The organism is Aeromonas sp. WP2-W18-CRE-05 (assembly GCF_014168615.1).
Classification (GTDB): domain Bacteria; phylum Pseudomonadota; class Gammaproteobacteria; order Enterobacterales; family Aeromonadaceae; genus Aeromonas; species Aeromonas caviae.
Genome location: NZ_AP021917.1, coordinates 1,815,277 through 1,832,502 on the forward strand (window position 1 = coordinate 1,815,277; position 17,226 = coordinate 1,832,502).

Genomic DNA, 17,226 nt, shown 5'->3' on the forward strand with positions numbered 1-17,226 from the left:
CCGCATTGAATCCTCTTTGAAACAGATATTAATCCCATGATCTAACCCATCATCGGAGGTATCTATGCAGACCAAATTTCGCTTTACCAATGCAGCCATCAAGGCTTTGCCCGCACAACAACGAGAGGCTGGCGCTACTGAACTGGAGTTCTCCGATACAGAGATCATCGGCTTAAAACTCTTGTCAGGAAAAAGCCAAGGCAGTAAGCGTTTCCTACTGCGCTATACCCTCCAGGGCAAGAAGCGCAGCATTGCTTTGGGACGATTCGGCGATATCGATGTGAGCCAAGCCAGGACCATTGCCCGCAAGTACAAGGCGATGTTGGCAGAAGGCATCGACCCGGTAGCAGAGCGGGATAGCTACAAAACTGAGCCCACCCTTTCGGAGTTCTTCTGGCAGACCTTTTTGCCGCACCTCAAGACCATCGGCAAACGGTCGATCAACAGCGACATTCAGCGGTTTAAACACAACATAGAACCACGCTTTGGGGCCATGCGTTACCGGCAACTCAAGGCGATGGATGTCCTGCAGTTGCAATCGGAGATGGTTCACCCTAACAACCCTCAGCAGACGGCCTACGCGCCGAGTACCGCCAACAGGGTGTTGGCCCAGTTAAAGACCATGGGCAGCTATGCGGTGCGCTGGGGCATTCTGGACACTAATGAGGCGGCCAAGATCAAGCTGTTGAAGGAGGACAATGCCAGGACGCGCTTCCTATCGATTGAAGAGATGAAACGGGTCATTGAGGTGGCATTGCAGGATCGCAATCAAGCCGCAGGCAGCTTCATCGCGATGCTCTACCTGACGGGGGCGAGAAAGTCAGAGGTGTTACTCGCTAAATGGGAACATGTGAACTGGGAGGATAAGACGCTGTTCGTACCTCTGACCAAGAATGGCAAGAGCCGGATCATTTACCTGAGCACATTGGCTATCGATATTCTGGAGAAGCTCCCCAGAATAGCCGGTAATCCCTATGTGTTCGCGAGCCAGCGTATTCGATGTCAGGGCAAGCCCATCGGTGAACCCAGATGTGCCTATGAACGGGTGTTGCAGAAGGCCGGTATCGAAAACCTCGATGAGGTCTGCTTCCATACGGCTCGCCACTCTGTCGCCAGCGCCTTGGTCTCTTCCGGGCAATACAGCCTGTATGACGTCAAGGCACAACTGGCCCACGCCAGCATTCAATCCTCCCAGCGCTATGCAAAGCTGACCTCTGAGCGCAGTCGCAATATCAGCGAAGGTCTCTCGTCTATGATCCAAGCGGAGTGACCGAAAAGGTATTGTTTATAAACAGATATTAATAACCAGACAGCGCTGTCACATCGGCTGTTGGTCCACATTTCACAGTTCCCAGGCCCTTAAGTTCATCTGAGCTTAAGGGCCTTTTTGTTGGAGAGAAACACGATGAAAACTTGTATGGAATGGCCGGAGGAGACATTGCTCGCGGCTTACCCGGCACTCCATGTCTCGGTCATGGAGCAAATTATCGAGCCCTTTTCATCAGTAGAGGAGGCGAGGGCTTTCTGGGACGCGACCGGTTGTAGTCTGGTCATTATCGAGATGACGGACTCGGTGAATGAGTTTCAGGCCATGCCACAGCATACCCAGAATCAGGTGATGTTCGGTTTGCGTTACCCGGAGCAAGAGTTCGCCATATCCGAAGATTGGCGTCTGCTGCTGGCCATTCTCAACGATGAGGGGGCGGGGATTTACCTATTGATCCACTCAGATGCACCGCTGAACAACACCCTGGAGGTGATGCACCATGAGTAATCCCAGCCATAGCGACATCATGCGCAAGTTAAAAGAGATCAAGGGGATTAAGGAGCTGCTGGAGAAGGCCGTGCTCTTGTATGTCTTGCTCACGGATGGCGATCTGCCGGTCTGGTGCTATGCGCTCATCATCGGTGCGCTGGCTTATCTGGTAAACCCGTTCGACGTGGTACCCGATCCCATTCCATTTGCCGGTTATCTGGATGACTTATCGGTCATCACCTCGGCATTAGCCGCACTGCCGGTTAAGTCACACCACCGTCAATCCGCCAAGGACCGAATGAGATCACTGTGACAGTGATGGAGTCGGTCCTGTCACGCTATCGCGTTTTCTATGACCCTTTATCTATGACCCATCTAGCGATGAACTGGAGATCGCAATCTCCGGTTATCTAACGACGTTGTAAGGAAACTATCATGGCAAGACCCCGTAAAAACCGCGTTGAAGAGACCCCTAAACCTGCCAGCACCACGCCAGCCGACGAGAGCCCTCTCACATCCGGAGCAAGCGGCTGCGCCGAGCCTCTCTCGCCAGCCCTTGCGGCTGACGCCGACAAGGCCAGGCCTGGACCCGGCGACACCGCAGACTCCGTGCCCGGCGGCCCTGCACCCATACACACCTTGCTCAACCATACCGCCGAGAAACTCAGTGCCCGATCAGAAGGGCTGATTTTCTATGCCATCGGTCGTCATGAAGAGAGTGGCGAGCTGTTCCTGAAAATCACCGGCAATCAGGGTGGGGGTCTGCATAGCAAGGAGTGGATTGTGCTGTCGGCGATTGACGATGTGTTGCGCTCCTTGCCCGCAGACAAGCCCTTTAAATCCAGCGTCATGAAGCGACTGTTTAAAGGGGGCAGCGCCAACAATGCCGGATTCTTATCAGCCATTCTGCGCTCGGACGGGCTGAAGTTGATCCAGAAGGCTGACGGCAATCCGATGCTGCACGAACTGGTGCCTGATTACCTTGAGCGCTGGGGTTCGCTAACCAATGAGCTCTCTACCGTAACTTCTACCATCGAATAACCCCTGCATAGTGCTCACCTGTCCAAGGGTGAGCCCCCCTAAACAATCAATCTGAGGTGATTATGACGATCCCATTTGCGGGCGATTTTGCCCTGCCTGTCAGTCAGGCATTGATGAGTATTCTGGACCAGGAACTGGTTAGATCTGGAATGGTGCTGAAGGGAAAATCCAGTCTGGTCTTCAACTTCCGAGACCCGGATTACGGCCCGGTTCGCGGCGGGTTTCATCCGGTAGAAATACGGCTGCTTAAGCATAAAGATCGGTGGCAATTCGATTACGTGACGGACTTTAGCTATCAGGGACCGGAAGAGATGGCTGAGTTGGTCAAAGAGATCGACTTCAACTTTTTGAGCGAAGAATACTACCTGATCCGTTACGGCCAGATGGGGCCAGAGTCGGCCAGGGAGCTCTATACGATGTGGGAGTCGAACTTCGTCAGTTACTACCAGATGGGCGCGTTTACCGTCTCAGTGACTGCGTAACCGTCGCACCGGACAGGAGAGGAACAGGAATCAGCGGCGGTTTGGTTCTGGCAGTGGTGCTGCTGTGTTCACCTTTCCATGCAGGGCAAGGAGCCATGGACTAACCCAACTCGAAACCGGTCAGCGGCTCAGTAGGTTAGTCCATCCCTCGTCTGTTTCAGGTGCCCCTCTCAGCCACCACCCCCAAAACAAGTATCCCCCGGCCCGTGGCTGGGAGGCTTGTTTTTTGTCATCGGCGGGGAGGGAGAAAGACAGATTATGTGTGCATCCCCAATGGGGTTATTCCACTTTGCATTATTTTAATTAAATATCAATAGGTTATGGGGTTTTTCTATTCCGCAGCAGGGATGGTTTGCGCAGTTAGACCCTGAACATCTTTGCCCCCTGAACATCGGTAATCAAGAAAGTTTGAGCAACTACTCATAGTGTGATATTCGCAAATGTTCATCAACTCAATGAGGTGATAAGGTAGGACTCTTACGCATCATGAGTTAGTGTTTTCCACAATCGGAAGTCTGAGCAATTAGGCTTGGGCTAATGGTAAGCCAACAATAAGAAAATACAGATCAGAGGAAGATACAGAATGGGTGACCTTGTTGGGTTTTATGCTTATGCATCTACACCGGCTCAGATAGGGCAATGTATAGAGCAGGCAGTTGAAGACTACAATCGTTCTCAGTCGAAGATAGAGGTCAAGACTTGGAAACAACTGGACATTGTTGGTCACTTCATATCTACAGAGGTTTTGAGAGGTATTGATGAGGCTGACTTTCTTATTGCTGATATTACAACTCTAAATTTTAATGTAACTTACGAGATAGGCTATGCGATAGGCAGTGCGAAAAGAGTACTGCTGACAAAAAATAAAAGCATTGATGCTATGGGAGTAACAATAGAAGAAGTCGGAATATTTGATACACTTGGCTTTTGTGAATATCAAAACTCATATGAGTTAAAGCGACTTATACTTGAGGCTTCAAAAAAAGCACCTCTGGAAATACAAGAAAAGCATAATCGCAAAGCACCAATTTATTTGCTAGAAACACCATTTAAAACAGATTGGTCTGGACGCATAGTTTCCAGAATTAAGAAGTCAGGCTACATTTTTAGAAACTTTGATCCTAATGAGCAACCAAGACTTTCAGCATACGATGCAATAAACCAAGTCGGATCGTCATACGGTGTCATCGTTCCGTTACTATCAAAGATATCTGCTGGTAGTGATAGTCACAATATGAGAGCAGCATTCATAGCTGGTTTAGCAGAGGGTATGCAGAAAGCAATTTGTATTTTACAAAACGGTGATGATCCAGTCCCACTTGATTATCGTGACTTTGTAAATGTCACTTATCATCCGGACGAAATCAATGATTTTATAGCAGAGTTTGCTAGTAATGTGGCACGGGCTTTCCAAGTACAAACAGAAGAACATATTCAGCCAGAACGTTCTTTCTTGAAAAAGTTGAACTTAGGCTCATCATCTGCTGAAAATGAAATGCGAGACTTAAACTCGTATTACTTAGAAACAGATCAATACTTAAAAGCGTTAAGAGGTGAAGCCCACTTAGTGATAGGTAGGAAAGGCTCAGGGAAATCTGCAATATTTCTACAGATTAGAGATATAGAAAGAGAAAGAAATCGAAGTTTAAATATTGTCTTGGATTTAAAACCTGACGGATATAAGTTGATAAAGTTTAAAGAAAGGATATTGTCTTTCTTAGAAGAGGGGACGTATCTACACACAATTACAGCTTTTTGGGAGTATGTTTTACTTCTGGAAATTTGTTATAAGGTTTTAGAAAAAGACAAAAAAAGACATATCCATGATCACACCTTGTATGATGGATATAGACGTTTATCTCAAATTTACAATGTTGAGGAATATGATTCTGATGGTGATTTTTCAGAGCGAATGTCGGGGCTTATGGAAAAAATTTACTCAGAATATGAGTCTTTACATTCGGGTGAAACAAAAGTAAGTCTATCTGCCTCACAGGTTACTGAGCTTCTTTATAAACATGACGTGAAATCATTAAGACAAGAGTTGCTGTCTTATATGGAGAACAAGGGTACGTTATGGTTATTGTTTGATAACATAGATAATGGCTGGCCCACATCTGGTTTAGAGCATAATGATCTTTTAATGATACGCGCCCTGATTGATGCGACTAGAAAAATTGAGAGGGTCTTTGGTAAAAAAGATCTTGATGTAAAAACTGCAGTATTCCTTAGGAATGACGTCTATGAATTGTTGGTTAAGGAAACGGCTGATAGGGGGAAAGAAGCTAGTGTCCTTCTAGACTGGACTGATCCTGATCTATTAAGGGAGATGGTTAGATTGCGCATAGTCGCAAATGGGTTAGATAATAACACTAAGTTTTCTGATGCTTGGTTAAAAGTTATTGTTAGTCACTATAAAGGTGAGGAAACATCACAGTATTTGATTGAAAGATCACTGATGAGACCTCGTTTTTTACTTAATTTGATTAATCATTGCAAAAGCTTTGCTATTAATTTGAATCATGATCTCATTTGTGAGTCAGATATTGATAAAGGTCTATCTGCATATTCTTCAGACCTGCTCAGGGATATAGGCTATGAGTTAAGGGACGTAGCGGCAGATACAGAGAATATTCTTTATTCATTCATTGGGTGTAAGTCAGAACTCAGCGAAGACGAGGTCATAATAATGATCTCAAGCAGTGAGGATAATGATGGGAAGGCAAGAAGAATTTTTAGTTTGTTGCTTTGGTATGGATTTTTAGGAATCAAGATTAATGATGATGAACCTAAGTTCATATACGATTTCTCTTATAATAAAGAGCTTATGGATGGCGTAAAAAACAGGTCCAAGTCGTGTACAATATGCATTAATCAAGCATTTTGGCCTGCGTTGATGATCAATTCATAAAATATTTTCATGGGAAATAGTGGACAGAACATTTTCGGACGAGTTCTGATAGCCCAAGAAAATGGAGGTTTTCCAATGGAGTGTTTTCGGATCGATGAAAGCGGATATACTGGTTTTGATTTGTTAAATGCTGAACAGCCCTTTCAGGGCGCTGCTACAATTGCGATCAGCGATGAGCATGCTAGGTCTCTCATAAATACACACTTCCCGGGGCTACAGGCGCCAGAACTCAAATACAGGTCGCTTGCACGAAGACCTAAGAACCACCCCCGACTGCTCGCTTTGCTCAGTGACGTCCTGAAAAACTACAAGTGTGTAACATACGTCTGTGACAAGCGTTTCCTGCTGCTGCTGATGTTCGTGGACTACGCAGTCGAGCCGTTCTACTACGAGCGGGGAATAAATTTCTATGCGGACGGACAAAATTATTCGCTGGCATCGCTTCTGTATTACGTTGGCCCTACGCTGTTGGGTAAGAATGCCTTTGACATGCTGCTGGCAGCCTTTCAGCGAGCAATGAAAGAAAAGACCCCAGAGGCGTTGTCCGATCTCGTCATCGCAGCACGCAACACAAACTGGCGTGAACTACCAGAAGCCCTTGGACCATTGGCGTTCCATGCGGCACCCTCTTGCCTGTCAGCGATAGCAACACCAGGAGTCGGTACCGATGCTGCTTTCATCGTGTTGCAGTCGCTAATTAGCCGGATGGAAGTCATGTCTGAAGGACCGTATCGGGTTGAACACGACCAGTCAAAAAACCTGCTTACTTATCATGATCTGCTCGAACGGTACATTAACCATGATGACGAGGTCGAGTTCCGGCAGACAGAAATCGCCAGTATCAAGTTCCCGCTTAAACTTGTGTCAGTCAGTCAGGTTGATTCAAAGACCAGTCCAGCTGTTCAGCTGGCTGATGTGATGATCGGTGCGGCCATTGAAATGACGAATAGCTTAAAGATGAAGCAGCCCAGAGGGTTGGACCCAGAGATGGTATTAGCGCTATACGCGAATGAACAGCTCATACATTTGCTCCCGTCGCTAGACTTCGAGGCACAACGTCGATTTCGGAAAGGGACGCAGGCTGCAGAGGTAATCGACTACTTTTCGCAGTTTAGTGATTGAAGAAGGTTGCAGCCTAACAACGCGCAGCAACCGATGCGAAACAACCGTGCGACCGAGCTCAGTGTCGGGATATTGTATGGACGGTTGGCTTCGCCGTTGTGTTGTTAGCTATGACGTCACACATCACTTTCGAATGGCGTGGAAAGCAGTATAACTGCTCCACTAGAAGCGATTCTAAACACCCATCCAGCCGTTTTCCCCTGCGTTGTTGCCATTCATGCCCATGGGTCACACTGACAGGCTATTGGGCGTCTAAAACGGCTCTGGGGGTGAGTATTCAGGAGCACATGCCATCATCACAGAGCCTGTAAAAAGAGAAGGGGAAGCAACCATTATGTTGCTTCCCCAATCGCCTTATTACACTAACCAGATATTGCTATATCAATCAGTCGGTTATCACCTCATGACTCGGCGCATCCTGCGTGATTTGCGCTATCTCGGTCTTGGGGTTATTCAACCGGCTTTGGAGCTGTGGCATGTCCTCGGGCTTGAACAGCGCCCCCAGCTCTAACCCTGGGCACTCTTGCAGGATCACCCGCACCAGGCGGACGGTGCGCGTCGTCACCGGTACACACTGCCCGACCAGTTTGGCGCGTTTGGCGGACTTGCAGTCATCCACGCTGGTTGGGCAGCCATTGATGGTCAGCCATTCGGCCAGCTCATCGTACCCCATCGTTTTCGTCATACCGAAGGCGGACTGGGTATAAGCACGCAGGAAAACCCGCTTTAGGATGCCAAGCGAACCTTCATCCGTCACACGCATTGGCAATCCTTTTATCGACGTCTTGCAGACGAAGTAATCCTCCCAGCTCTCCCAGTCATTGAGGGTCTTCAGGCAGTTCGTTCGCCGCCAGTTATCGAATACCACCCGTTGCTCCATAGCGGCTGCTACCGTCGGCCAGGGGCGTGTATCAAAGCAGATGTGTTCGGTGCCTAGCACGCTCTGCATTGATGGCAGCATGGGTTGCCGCTTGAAGTCGAACTCAAGATTCAGGGTCTTTGACCTGCTCACTGAGACGAGATCGTGTTCATTGATCCACATTTCAGCCGTAGATATTAAATGGTCACTCTCGACTTTTTGACCGGGGGTACGATTCAGATACAGGTCAAGCATGTACGCCTGATGCAGCTCCTTAGAGCAGGGGGGCTTAACCCCAGCCTTGGCCAGGATCTGGGGCTGACCCTCAACGCCTTCGGGAGTAAGTTGACCACGAGTCTTCATCGCGATGACCTGTTTAACCTGATGTTTTTGCTCCAGCATCCGAAAGCCAGGGCCATCCAGTCGCTCGCCCAGTTCCTGAAAGCGGCGGCATATCGGGCCATTCAGCACAAGTTCGTCATAGGTTGCATCGGTGAGAAAGCCATCCGTCGTGACGCTCACTACGGTTCGGTGAGCGGGGATGGAAGCCAAGACTTCCCCGAGTACGGCACGGATCAGACCGGTTGTATGCGCGGCAAAAAATGCGTTGGTGATGGCTGAGCGCTCAATGGGCTTGCTCAATCCACTGGATGTATCGAAGGCTGACTTGCCCCTCAGACCTTGTGCCAGCTTGCCATAGAGAGAGTTACCAATTTCTTTCCAAAGCAGCTCTTCGAAGGATTTCTTCACATACGATTGGCGTTTTTCCCGAACCTGCGAGACAAAGGGCTCAAACAGGCGCTGCGTCGTATCTGTCCAAGGGATGATGACACCTTGATGTATCTCAATCTGGCAACCCATGCGGAGTGCGACCTCGATCTCCGGTGCGGTACAGAGCGATTCACCAGTGAGGGGAAACAGCAGGCCAATTTCAGTACGCACCGGTAGGCTGGGATAACGTGTCCCGTATGGAAATCTATATTTAACGCGAGCAAGACCAAAGACATGGCCACAGAACTCGGCTGTGTTGGTGGTCATTCGCCCTCGCCCATAATCAAGGGGAAAAAGGTCAACGAGCCCTGTGGTATAGGCTCCGCTGAGGTCAAAATCGTTGAAGAGCGATAGTGGGGTCGGGCCACCCCAAAAGCATTCATTCCGTCCACCGTGGTAGCAATCGATGGCAAAACCCTCGAATAGCTTTGCTTCAGGGGCCATTTCCCGGGCCTTCTTGGTCACAGGTCTGGATGCATTCTTGTTCCATCCAGTTTGCACCACCTCATGAGTTCCAAATAGCTGATCCCGGTCTTGGCCCGTTTCGCGCAGATGTTTCAGGAACACCGATGTGGCGCAGCCTCCAATCGTCTTTGGCAGGGATGAAAGCCCCAGTGTCTTAGCGAATGCATGGAGTTGTAGGCCATATTTGACTGCAATTTCGGCATCGCGCAGGGCATAAGCTTCAAAGGCTGCCTTGTTGCTGGCAAGTAGTTCATCCATGCGATCAATAGAGTGACCCGCAGGGAGAGACAATTTGGGTAAGCCAATGAGTTCACCAACGGCTGCAAGGCCCGCACCACCAGGGGTGTGTAACATAGTATCGACAAAGGTGATCAAGGTTCGTTGGGCTTTACGCTGCTTGTCTCGCAAAATCAGCGGGGCAGGTTTGGCTTGACGGTGCAAGACGTTCTCAAGATCGATGCCATAGGCATTGTTTACTGACGCCACTGTTCGGCGAATGCCATTAACCTGAGTTTTGAACTGCCAGAAGTCGCCAAACGAGGCAAGGTCTGCCCGCAGGAAATGGGCATACACAAAGACATGTTTCGGCCACTCCGTGAGTAACCCTTTTTCCTTACATACCACTACGATGTGGCCGAGGAATTTATCGAAACTCAGGCGATCAGATATCCGATTGGATGCGGGGTAAATGATGTCTGAATGTTCTCCTTTCTCTGTCATAGCAAAGAACTGGTAGGAGAGAATGTCGTTACGCTTTGTCGCGGGATTGTAAACGTACTCGCTGTCTATGCCGATATGGAGCCTAGCCCCTTTGGCCGGGGTTACTGTCTCTCCCGGTTTGAGATAATGCTGAGTGCGTAACCGCAGTGCCTTGTTGGTAGAATTCTCCTGCACGGGTAGCAGGTAATCAGGTATGTCGGGGTCTCCCGCAATCACATCAGAACTCAGGCCATCTATCATCCAGTCAGGAAGGCGTGAGGGAGCATTCATGTACTGGCAGGGGTCGAGTGCGCTTTCAATCGCGAGCGCCAATGCACTCTGGTGTTGCTCGTCGTTGAGCATGCCGTAGTCATCGGGAAGGGGGCTGTTATTAAGCTCCGGCAGCAGGTCGGTATCTGCGTAGGAAAAGTTCACCGCCGTGTCTCCAGCATTATGTGTAGGTTGTTCTTGTCTTTTCATGCGTGTTGGCTCGTAAAAAAAAGGGCCTCCTTGGAGACCCTTTATTGAAAAGGAATACGGTTAGGCGCTTAGCTGGCGTTCGATAGCCTCCATGTCCGCATCAAGTTCTTCTTTAGAGTCGCATGCAACCCACAGGGGCTTGGTGTCTGGCAACAGAAGGGAAATACTTATCCAGACATTGGCGTCTTTTACGATCGGGGTGCAACCGGCAATCAGGTCTGTTGCGACCAGTAACTTCTTGGTTCGGATGAACTTGCGCTTCTTTTGCTTGAGCACGAGACTAGAGACCTCTTTGAAGCGCTCCTCGATTTCTTGACGGTCACTGCTCCTGTACATAATGGCCGGGTATGAGTTGCTGTCGGACCATGCCATCAGCGCATGTGGCTGGTCGGGATCATTGAGCTGCATGTGTGCAACGCGACTGATCGTGCCGAGGTTCGTCAAACCATCGTTCACTTTGATGAATGCACCTACGATTTGGTAGACAGCAGCATGTTGGGTGTTATTTGTGCTCATGAGAGCCTCCTGTAGTTAGGGTTGTTAATTTAGGTTTTGCAGTTGTTTACGTTCCCACTTCTCCACTTCACTTAGTGGGAACCGGGTTTGCCGACCGATGGTTACAAACGGGGGTAGCTTCTCAGGGGCGATGATCATCTGCTTATCGATGGTGCTTTTACTGACGCGCCACCGCATAGCTAGTTCGCTTCGTGTCAACATATGTACATCGTCCATCGCAACCTCTCGTTTGTGCTGTTCGTTCGACTGGATTGCAGTATTCAGAAGTTGACCCCCCAAAGCATTGACAACACATGCATTGCGGAATTTTGTGCATTTTGGTTGCGAATGGGTCTTTGTGGCGTTCCGCGCAACTCAACTGCAACACGCTGTGGGCAGTGATATGTCTTCAGAGAGCCATTGCTGTTGAGTGGCATTGATATGAGGGAGTAAGTGGGTCGTGGTGCGTTGCTGATATCGCATCGCCATCTGTAGTGATGAGTGGTTCAGGGCCTGTGCAACCATGGCAATGTCACCCGTCTGTAGCATCAGTTCCGTGGCAAAGGTTCGGCGGAGATCATGAATGCAAAGGTCACTGATCCCTGCTGCAGCACAAATCCGCTGAAAGGCATGCCGTGGGTAGCTCATGTACCCCGAAGAGGATTGGGAGGAGGGGAAAAGGAACCTCTGTTTGTTGACCAGTAGTTGCTGTGTTTCGATGAGCCTGATGGCATGAGACGTCAGGGCCACTTGGTGAGGTAATCCATTCTTGGTCGTAGGCAGGATCAGGTAAGCCTCATCGAGGTGCAAGTGGGCTTGTTCTATGGAGCACACCTCCCCAATTCGCATCCCTGTGTAGAGAGACAGTAATAGCGACCGACTTGCTTCCGAGTTTTGGGCATAACATGCATCGATAAAACGTGACCGTTCATCAAGGCTCAGGATCCGCTTGCGTTCATTATTTTCCTTGAGTTGCCGTAACCCATTCATCGGTGAGACAGAGAGGTATCCGTGCTCCACGGCCAAGGTCAGCATCCTTGACAGGGCAGACAAGATCTTGTTCACGGTGGCAGGCTTGAGGTGTTCAGCAAGTCGCCTTTGGAAGGCCAAAATGGTTTGGCGATCCAGTGTTTTTAGACGACAGCTTCCAAACTCCGGCAGGATGTGTTTTCTGACCTTGGACAGCTCTGACTGCGTATTGCGCTTATGCAGTTGCATATCGTCGAGGTAGGCGGTTTCAAAGATCTCTTGGAGGGTTTTGTTTTGTCCCAAGGGATACGTATTGCGGGCAAGTTTATGGAGCCTCGCATGCACCTCGTCCCTGGCTTCTTGTATGGAGAGCTGCGGATAGGTGCCAATGGTCTCGAAGACCCGTTTGTAACGATGAGTTGTGTCGAAGACGAAAGACGTAGATAGAGCGTACCGGTACACGTATAGCTGCCTTACGTCAGCATCACGATATACCTGCTGCTTGCCATTGGCTGGCGGTGGTAAGGTCTCAAGAGCTCGTTTTGTCAGTTTCAGAGTAGTAATGGACATAGATCCTCCTTCAGAAAAAGGAGGATGCTAGGCCATCGAGGATGGTTACATCATTGACATCACATGCATTCAGGAAATGCCATTTTTGTTAAGTAGCATTCTCATTATTTTTCGGCTCAGACAGGAGTGGTCCATTTTTTCCGATAATCTTATTAAGATTACGCCGCATCACTCTATTTTCATGCCGGGTTTTAAGGTTGTCGAGTTTCGGCCTAGAAGAGAGGTCGATTGGTGTGGCACCTTCATAAACAAAAACATCATCACAAATGCTTATCAAAACAAGCAATAGGTTGTTTATAGTGTATGTAAAGGGCTTCCCTGGCGTACTGTATAGTGCTGAGACGTGTTCCCAATTTCTTTCCAAATAATATATGACTAACTTGATGTATAGGTTTCTTGTGATAGTTCGAACGGCACTGTTGGGTTTTTTTGTTCCTTGGAATCGCTCGTTCCTCATGTTTGAAATTGCATATGCATCAGGGGATTTAATCCGCGACCTGTGGTCTTGAAGTTTCCCAACATCGGCGATTTTTGTCAGAACCTGGAAAGCTGCGATGCTAAAAACCGTTCCTATAAACCCGGCTTTATCAATTGCGTAGGCAGTGGAAGTGTTTACATCTATCTTAGCTAGCACACGAATCGCATGCTCAATAAACAGTCCTCGAGCAAAGTGCGCTTTTATTTTCATTCTCTTTGTTTGATCACTTTTAATTTTAATATATGAGGGAATGTCTACTCTATCTAAGAATGATATCAGCAGGGTGGAAAGGTTTGTTGCGTATTCGGTGAGTTCATTATGCTCAGGATAATAATAGGCATCCGTTGTTGATTTATAAACTTGGTCGCACTTTTCAAACTCATCTAATAGTGCAACGTACAAGCGTTTAGTTTCTCCAGTTAAACTTTCTCTTACGTCAGTTTTTCCAAAAAGGCTTAAGCAAAAAGAAATTAAATTTTCGAGAGTTTTTGCCTGCACATTAGTCTTTTTAACACTTTCGGCATGAAGGTAGTGCAGGTATTTACTAAGTAGCTCTAAGTTGTAGTATTGTTCTAGACGAGAAGTTTTACTCGCAGAGTAAATATATATGGACTGCTTCTTTAACGTAACTTTATCGCCAGTGACGTCAAATACGAGATCAGGGGAATAATCAGGGTGATTTTCAAGAACGTATGTGATATCTGGGTCGTTATCATCAATTAGACATTTGTGCTGCATAAAAAATCCTAAGGTGAGAATAACAGCTTCTAATAGTATTTTTCTTTCTGACACCAAAAACACGATGTCGTGGCCGCAGTGAAAATCCGTTGTATGCATCTATGTTTTTGCAATAATCTTCCCTGTCGTATTATCCAACCGGTATTGTGAAATAGACCCATCCACAATGTATTGAATCACTGCCAGAGCGCTTTCCAGCGGAACATTAAACCACTCCTTCGGGGTATAAATTTGTCCGCAATGGCTCTTGAGTTTCACATTCAAGCGCCTCGGAGCAAAAAATCCATGCACCAAGGCCTCCAATTTTTGTGCATTTAGGTTAAAACATTGGTTGGTTGCAACAATCTTGACCGGCGCTTCAAGGAAGGTGCTATCCAACTCTGCGTTTTTGATCCGATCTTCCACTGACGTTTCGGTAAAGCCTATCTTATAGAGATCTTGCTTGTAGGGGCCGAGTACCGGATCAGCACTCAACGTCTTGAGGATGTAAACAATACCGGTCGGCACTGCCTCTTGAGATGGCTGCAAAGACTGTCCATGCAACACCCCTTTTCGGCCTTCTTTATCGCGCACCAAGCCATGGGTTAACGATAGATAGAGCATGTGCATTTCCGTGCCATTCTCAAACACCAAATGAAGCCTGGCGTTGTATTCGGTGTATTGCGCAAGACGCTCACCTTCACTGACAACATAGCCGACCAATCCATTGAGAATGAAGAAATCCCCCTTGGCTATTTTCAATTTGTGAGCGAAGCGAACCAGATTGAAGGAACCTGCCTGCAATCCCTCATGGAAAGCAGCAAACAGCGGGGCAAAGCGGGGAAAATCCGCGCATGGCTGGCGCTGAGCAATCTCATCTGGTTGCTCTTTTTTCTCGGCAGATATGTGCTGAAAGTTAAAAATATCGGGTTCATCAAAATCGAGTAACCCATCATCATCATCGGCGAAAATATCCGCCAGTGAGGTCACCAATTCAGATTTATCGATGCATGCCACCGGATCAGATTCATCAGTCAAACCTGGCTCACACTGCCCATTAACGGCATGACTTAACAGCCCGAATTTATCTTGTGCCTGCAAATGTTCGCACTGTGCAGGATTCGCCAAAATCCCCTTAAGTCGTCTTGCCAGCAATTTCTCATCGAGTTGCGCACCACCTCCCTCATCGGGCAACCGGCCATGCAGTTCATAAAACGCGCTAATTTCAGCAAACTGTGCGCTGGCGAGATCGATGGGAGCCGCTTTGGCTTTCAACGGTTGCACATCCAGTAACCCCAGGTCATCGTCTTCACCGAGGATATCTCCCAAGCTCGACTTAGTAGAGAGCCTGGCTGTCGATAAGCGGATCATTTTAACGTCCCTGTGCTGCCATCTGTTGTTGCTTCATCTTGCGTACAAAGGCTAACGCTTCTGCATAGCGCACCTCAATCTGATCACTCGCATTAAGCGATGGCTCACGCCCGTGCTCCCGAGTGAACTGCTTGATCTTGGGCCAGAGGATCACCGCCTCTTCTTCAGATACCTGTGATTTGGTTGCACTTACCGCCTGTTGGATCGTTTTCAGCATGGCTGCGGTAACTTGCTTTGACAGGATCTCATAAGCACCGTGGAACGGATTAACGGTATCGATGAGATCAATATTCAAATTGTCGATGCAGAGGAATTTCTCACCCATTTTCAAAAACTGTTTACCCGCCACACCACTTCCAGTGCTGCCATCCTGATGACCTGCTTCACTACCTAAATCGACGTCCGCACCTTCTGGCAAGTCTTTGCCATCAATCAAGCCTCCCTGTTGGTTGATCAATATGGTTTGCAGCAATCCTTGCCGTACCTGTTCCTGCTCTTCCTCGCTCAGTTCTGGGTAGAGGGTCTGGATCACCTGAGGTAGCGCCACCTGTGTCACAGCTTCAATTGGCGTGGTATCTGTGATCGCCTCTTTAACCACTTGCTCTTTGGTTAAAAGCGCAGCCATCAACTCATTCCTGTCACCATTCAAAATATCCAATACCTTCTGAGAAACGGGGGTAGCCGTAGTGTCATCGATAATCAGGGTATTAGGCGGCAGTGGTTTACCATCCCATTGGGAACGGGGCTTGAACTGAATGCTGGGAGCGAGGATCTGCTCCATCAACAGCGAAGTCGTGATTGCTTTGAGCATATTGTTTACAGATGCCCGAACATCCTCATCTTGCGCATCAGGTTGGGCGATCAGATTGGTAAATTGAGCATGCCTCTTGCCCTTGCAATCACGGGTCGCACGGCCAATTATCTGCACAATTTCGGTCAACGAACTGCGATAACCAATGGTCAACACATGTTCACAGTAAGGCCAGTCAAACCCCTCCTTGGCCATTCCCAAGGCAATGATGATATCCATATCATCGGCCTGTTTGATATCTCGTAAATAGGCCTGAACTTTTGGTCGCTCAGTAGCATTGTCATCTACCAAGTTGGCCACTTTCAGCATCCGCCCATCTTTGGCAGTGATATACAAAATGCCCGATTCCGGGTCACGCATGGCAACCTCACCCAACACGTCGAGAATGGCATCTACCTCACCGTGCTTGTCCTTGGTCGATTCACCTGAATTGACGTTAGGGATATGGATGATGGTTTTCTTGCTGGCATCAAGCACATCAGGCAAAGCATCGATATAACGCCCCTGATAAAAGTGGTAACCGATGCCAAGGGATTTCAGGTACTGGTAGCCATTGAGTTGTTCGTAGTAGGTATAAGTGACCTTGGTAAACTTGGCCTCATCCTCTGCGAGCAGGATCGGAACTGTATCACCGCGGAAATAAGACCCCGTCATCGCGACAATATTGGCGCTCGACTTATTCATCAGATCATCGATCAGGCCCCCCAACCGGTTATCACCATCTGCGGACACATGGTGAAACTCATCGATGGCCACAACACAGTCATTGAAGACGGCCACTGGTAACTTATCAAACGCAAACCGCAGAGTGGCATGGGTGCAGACCAGGATGCGATCGTCGCCGTTCATAAAGCGCTGAAAAGCGTTGACCTTGCCGCTGTCACTACCATCAACACAGAGATTGTTTTCTGCGCTCACCACCCAATCTGCAAAAAAGCCATATTCGGTTAACTGCGTATTCTGGAAAGATCCACCGATGGACTTTTCTGGCACAGCCACGATCACCTTGCGCAGCCCTTGACGCTCTAACTTGTCGAGCCCCAGAAACATCAAAGCACGAGACTTGCCACAAGCAGGCGGTGCCTTAATCAACAAATACTGGCTATTACGCTCGGCAAAGGCACGTGCCTGCATCTCGCGCATCCCCATTTCGTTTAAGCTGGCACTCTGGCCTGTCTGGCCGTACTCGACATGCAACAAATTGTTCATCGTGAACCCTTCCAAATAAT

At 48.4% G+C, this 17,226-nt stretch carries 13 protein-coding genes; 7 read left to right on the forward strand and 6 right to left on the reverse strand.

Annotated elements, in window-relative coordinates; genetic code table 11:
* Positions 1-64 precede the first annotated feature (64 nt).
* The 7 genes from H7R73_RS08700 (at position 65) to H7R73_RS08730 (ending at position 7,312) form a co-directional block, all read left to right on the forward strand.
* Complete coding sequence (locus tag H7R73_RS08700; protein ID WP_182951654.1) at positions 65-1,270, forward strand: tyrosine-type recombinase/integrase; 1,206 nt, start codon at positions 65-67, stop codon at positions 1,268-1,270.
* 147 nt (positions 1,271-1,417) lie between these two features.
* Positions 1,418-1,774 (forward strand): hypothetical protein, encoded by a 357-nt coding sequence (locus H7R73_RS08705; protein WP_182951655.1) that lies wholly within the window; start codon positions 1,418-1,420, stop codon positions 1,772-1,774.
* Entirely contained in the window at positions 1,767-2,069 is a 303-nt protein-coding gene (locus H7R73_RS08710; protein WP_025201450.1) for a YkvA family protein, read from the forward strand. The genes H7R73_RS08705 and H7R73_RS08710 overlap by 8 nt, the downstream gene beginning before the upstream one ends.
* A gap of 122 nt (positions 2,070-2,191) precedes the next feature.
* A complete protein-coding gene (locus tag H7R73_RS08715) occupies positions 2,192-2,797 on the forward strand; it encodes a hypothetical protein (RefSeq protein WP_182951656.1) in 606 nt (201 codons plus the stop codon).
* A 62-nt stretch (positions 2,798-2,859) separates the two neighbouring features.
* On the forward strand, positions 2,860-3,279 hold the full coding sequence (locus H7R73_RS08720; RefSeq protein WP_182951657.1) for a DUF2787 family protein: 420 nt from the start codon (positions 2,860-2,862) through the stop codon (positions 3,277-3,279).
* A gap of 583 nt (positions 3,280-3,862) precedes the next feature.
* Positions 3,863-6,190 carry a P-loop ATPase, Sll1717 family gene (locus H7R73_RS08725; RefSeq protein ID WP_182951658.1) on the forward strand — a complete coding sequence of 776 codons (2,328 nt, stop codon included), beginning with the start codon at positions 3,863-3,865 and terminating at the stop codon, positions 6,188-6,190.
* Between the two features lie 75 nt (positions 6,191-6,265).
* On the forward strand, positions 6,266-7,312 hold the full coding sequence (locus tag H7R73_RS08730; RefSeq protein WP_182951659.1) for a DUF3800 domain-containing protein: 1,047 nt from the start codon (positions 6,266-6,268) through the stop codon (positions 7,310-7,312).
* Positions 7,313-7,697: 385 nt separating this feature from the next.
* Here the strand turns inward: H7R73_RS08730 and H7R73_RS08735 are convergent, their stop codons facing one another.
* The 6 genes from H7R73_RS08735 to H7R73_RS08765 form a co-directional block, all read right to left on the reverse strand.
* Positions 7,698-10,586, reverse strand: coding sequence for a hypothetical protein (locus H7R73_RS08735; RefSeq protein ID WP_182951660.1), 2,889 nt, complete (start codon positions 10,584-10,586; stop codon positions 7,698-7,700).
* 60 nt (positions 10,587-10,646) lie between these two features.
* Positions 10,647-11,102 (reverse strand): hypothetical protein, encoded by a 456-nt coding sequence (locus H7R73_RS08740; RefSeq protein WP_182951661.1) that lies wholly within the window; start codon positions 11,100-11,102, stop codon positions 10,647-10,649.
* Positions 11,103-11,456: 354 nt separating this feature from the next.
* Positions 11,457-12,620, reverse strand: coding sequence for a site-specific integrase (locus H7R73_RS08750; protein ID WP_182951662.1), 1,164 nt, complete (start codon positions 12,618-12,620; stop codon positions 11,457-11,459).
* Between the two features lie 88 nt (positions 12,621-12,708).
* The gene (locus H7R73_RS08755; protein ID WP_182951663.1) at positions 12,709-13,890 is read right to left on the reverse strand and encodes a hypothetical protein; all 1,182 of its coding nucleotides are present in this window, start codon (positions 13,888-13,890) and stop codon (positions 12,709-12,711) included.
* A gap of 45 nt (positions 13,891-13,935) precedes the next feature.
* Positions 13,936-15,186 (reverse strand): GIY-YIG nuclease family protein, encoded by a 1,251-nt coding sequence (locus H7R73_RS08760; protein ID WP_182951664.1) that lies wholly within the window; start codon positions 15,184-15,186, stop codon positions 13,936-13,938.
* A 1-nt stretch (position 15,187) separates the two neighbouring features.
* A complete protein-coding gene (locus H7R73_RS08765; RefSeq protein ID WP_182951665.1) occupies positions 15,188-17,206 on the reverse strand; it encodes a DEAD/DEAH box helicase in 2,019 nt (672 codons plus the stop codon).
* Positions 17,207-17,226 lie beyond the last annotated feature (20 nt).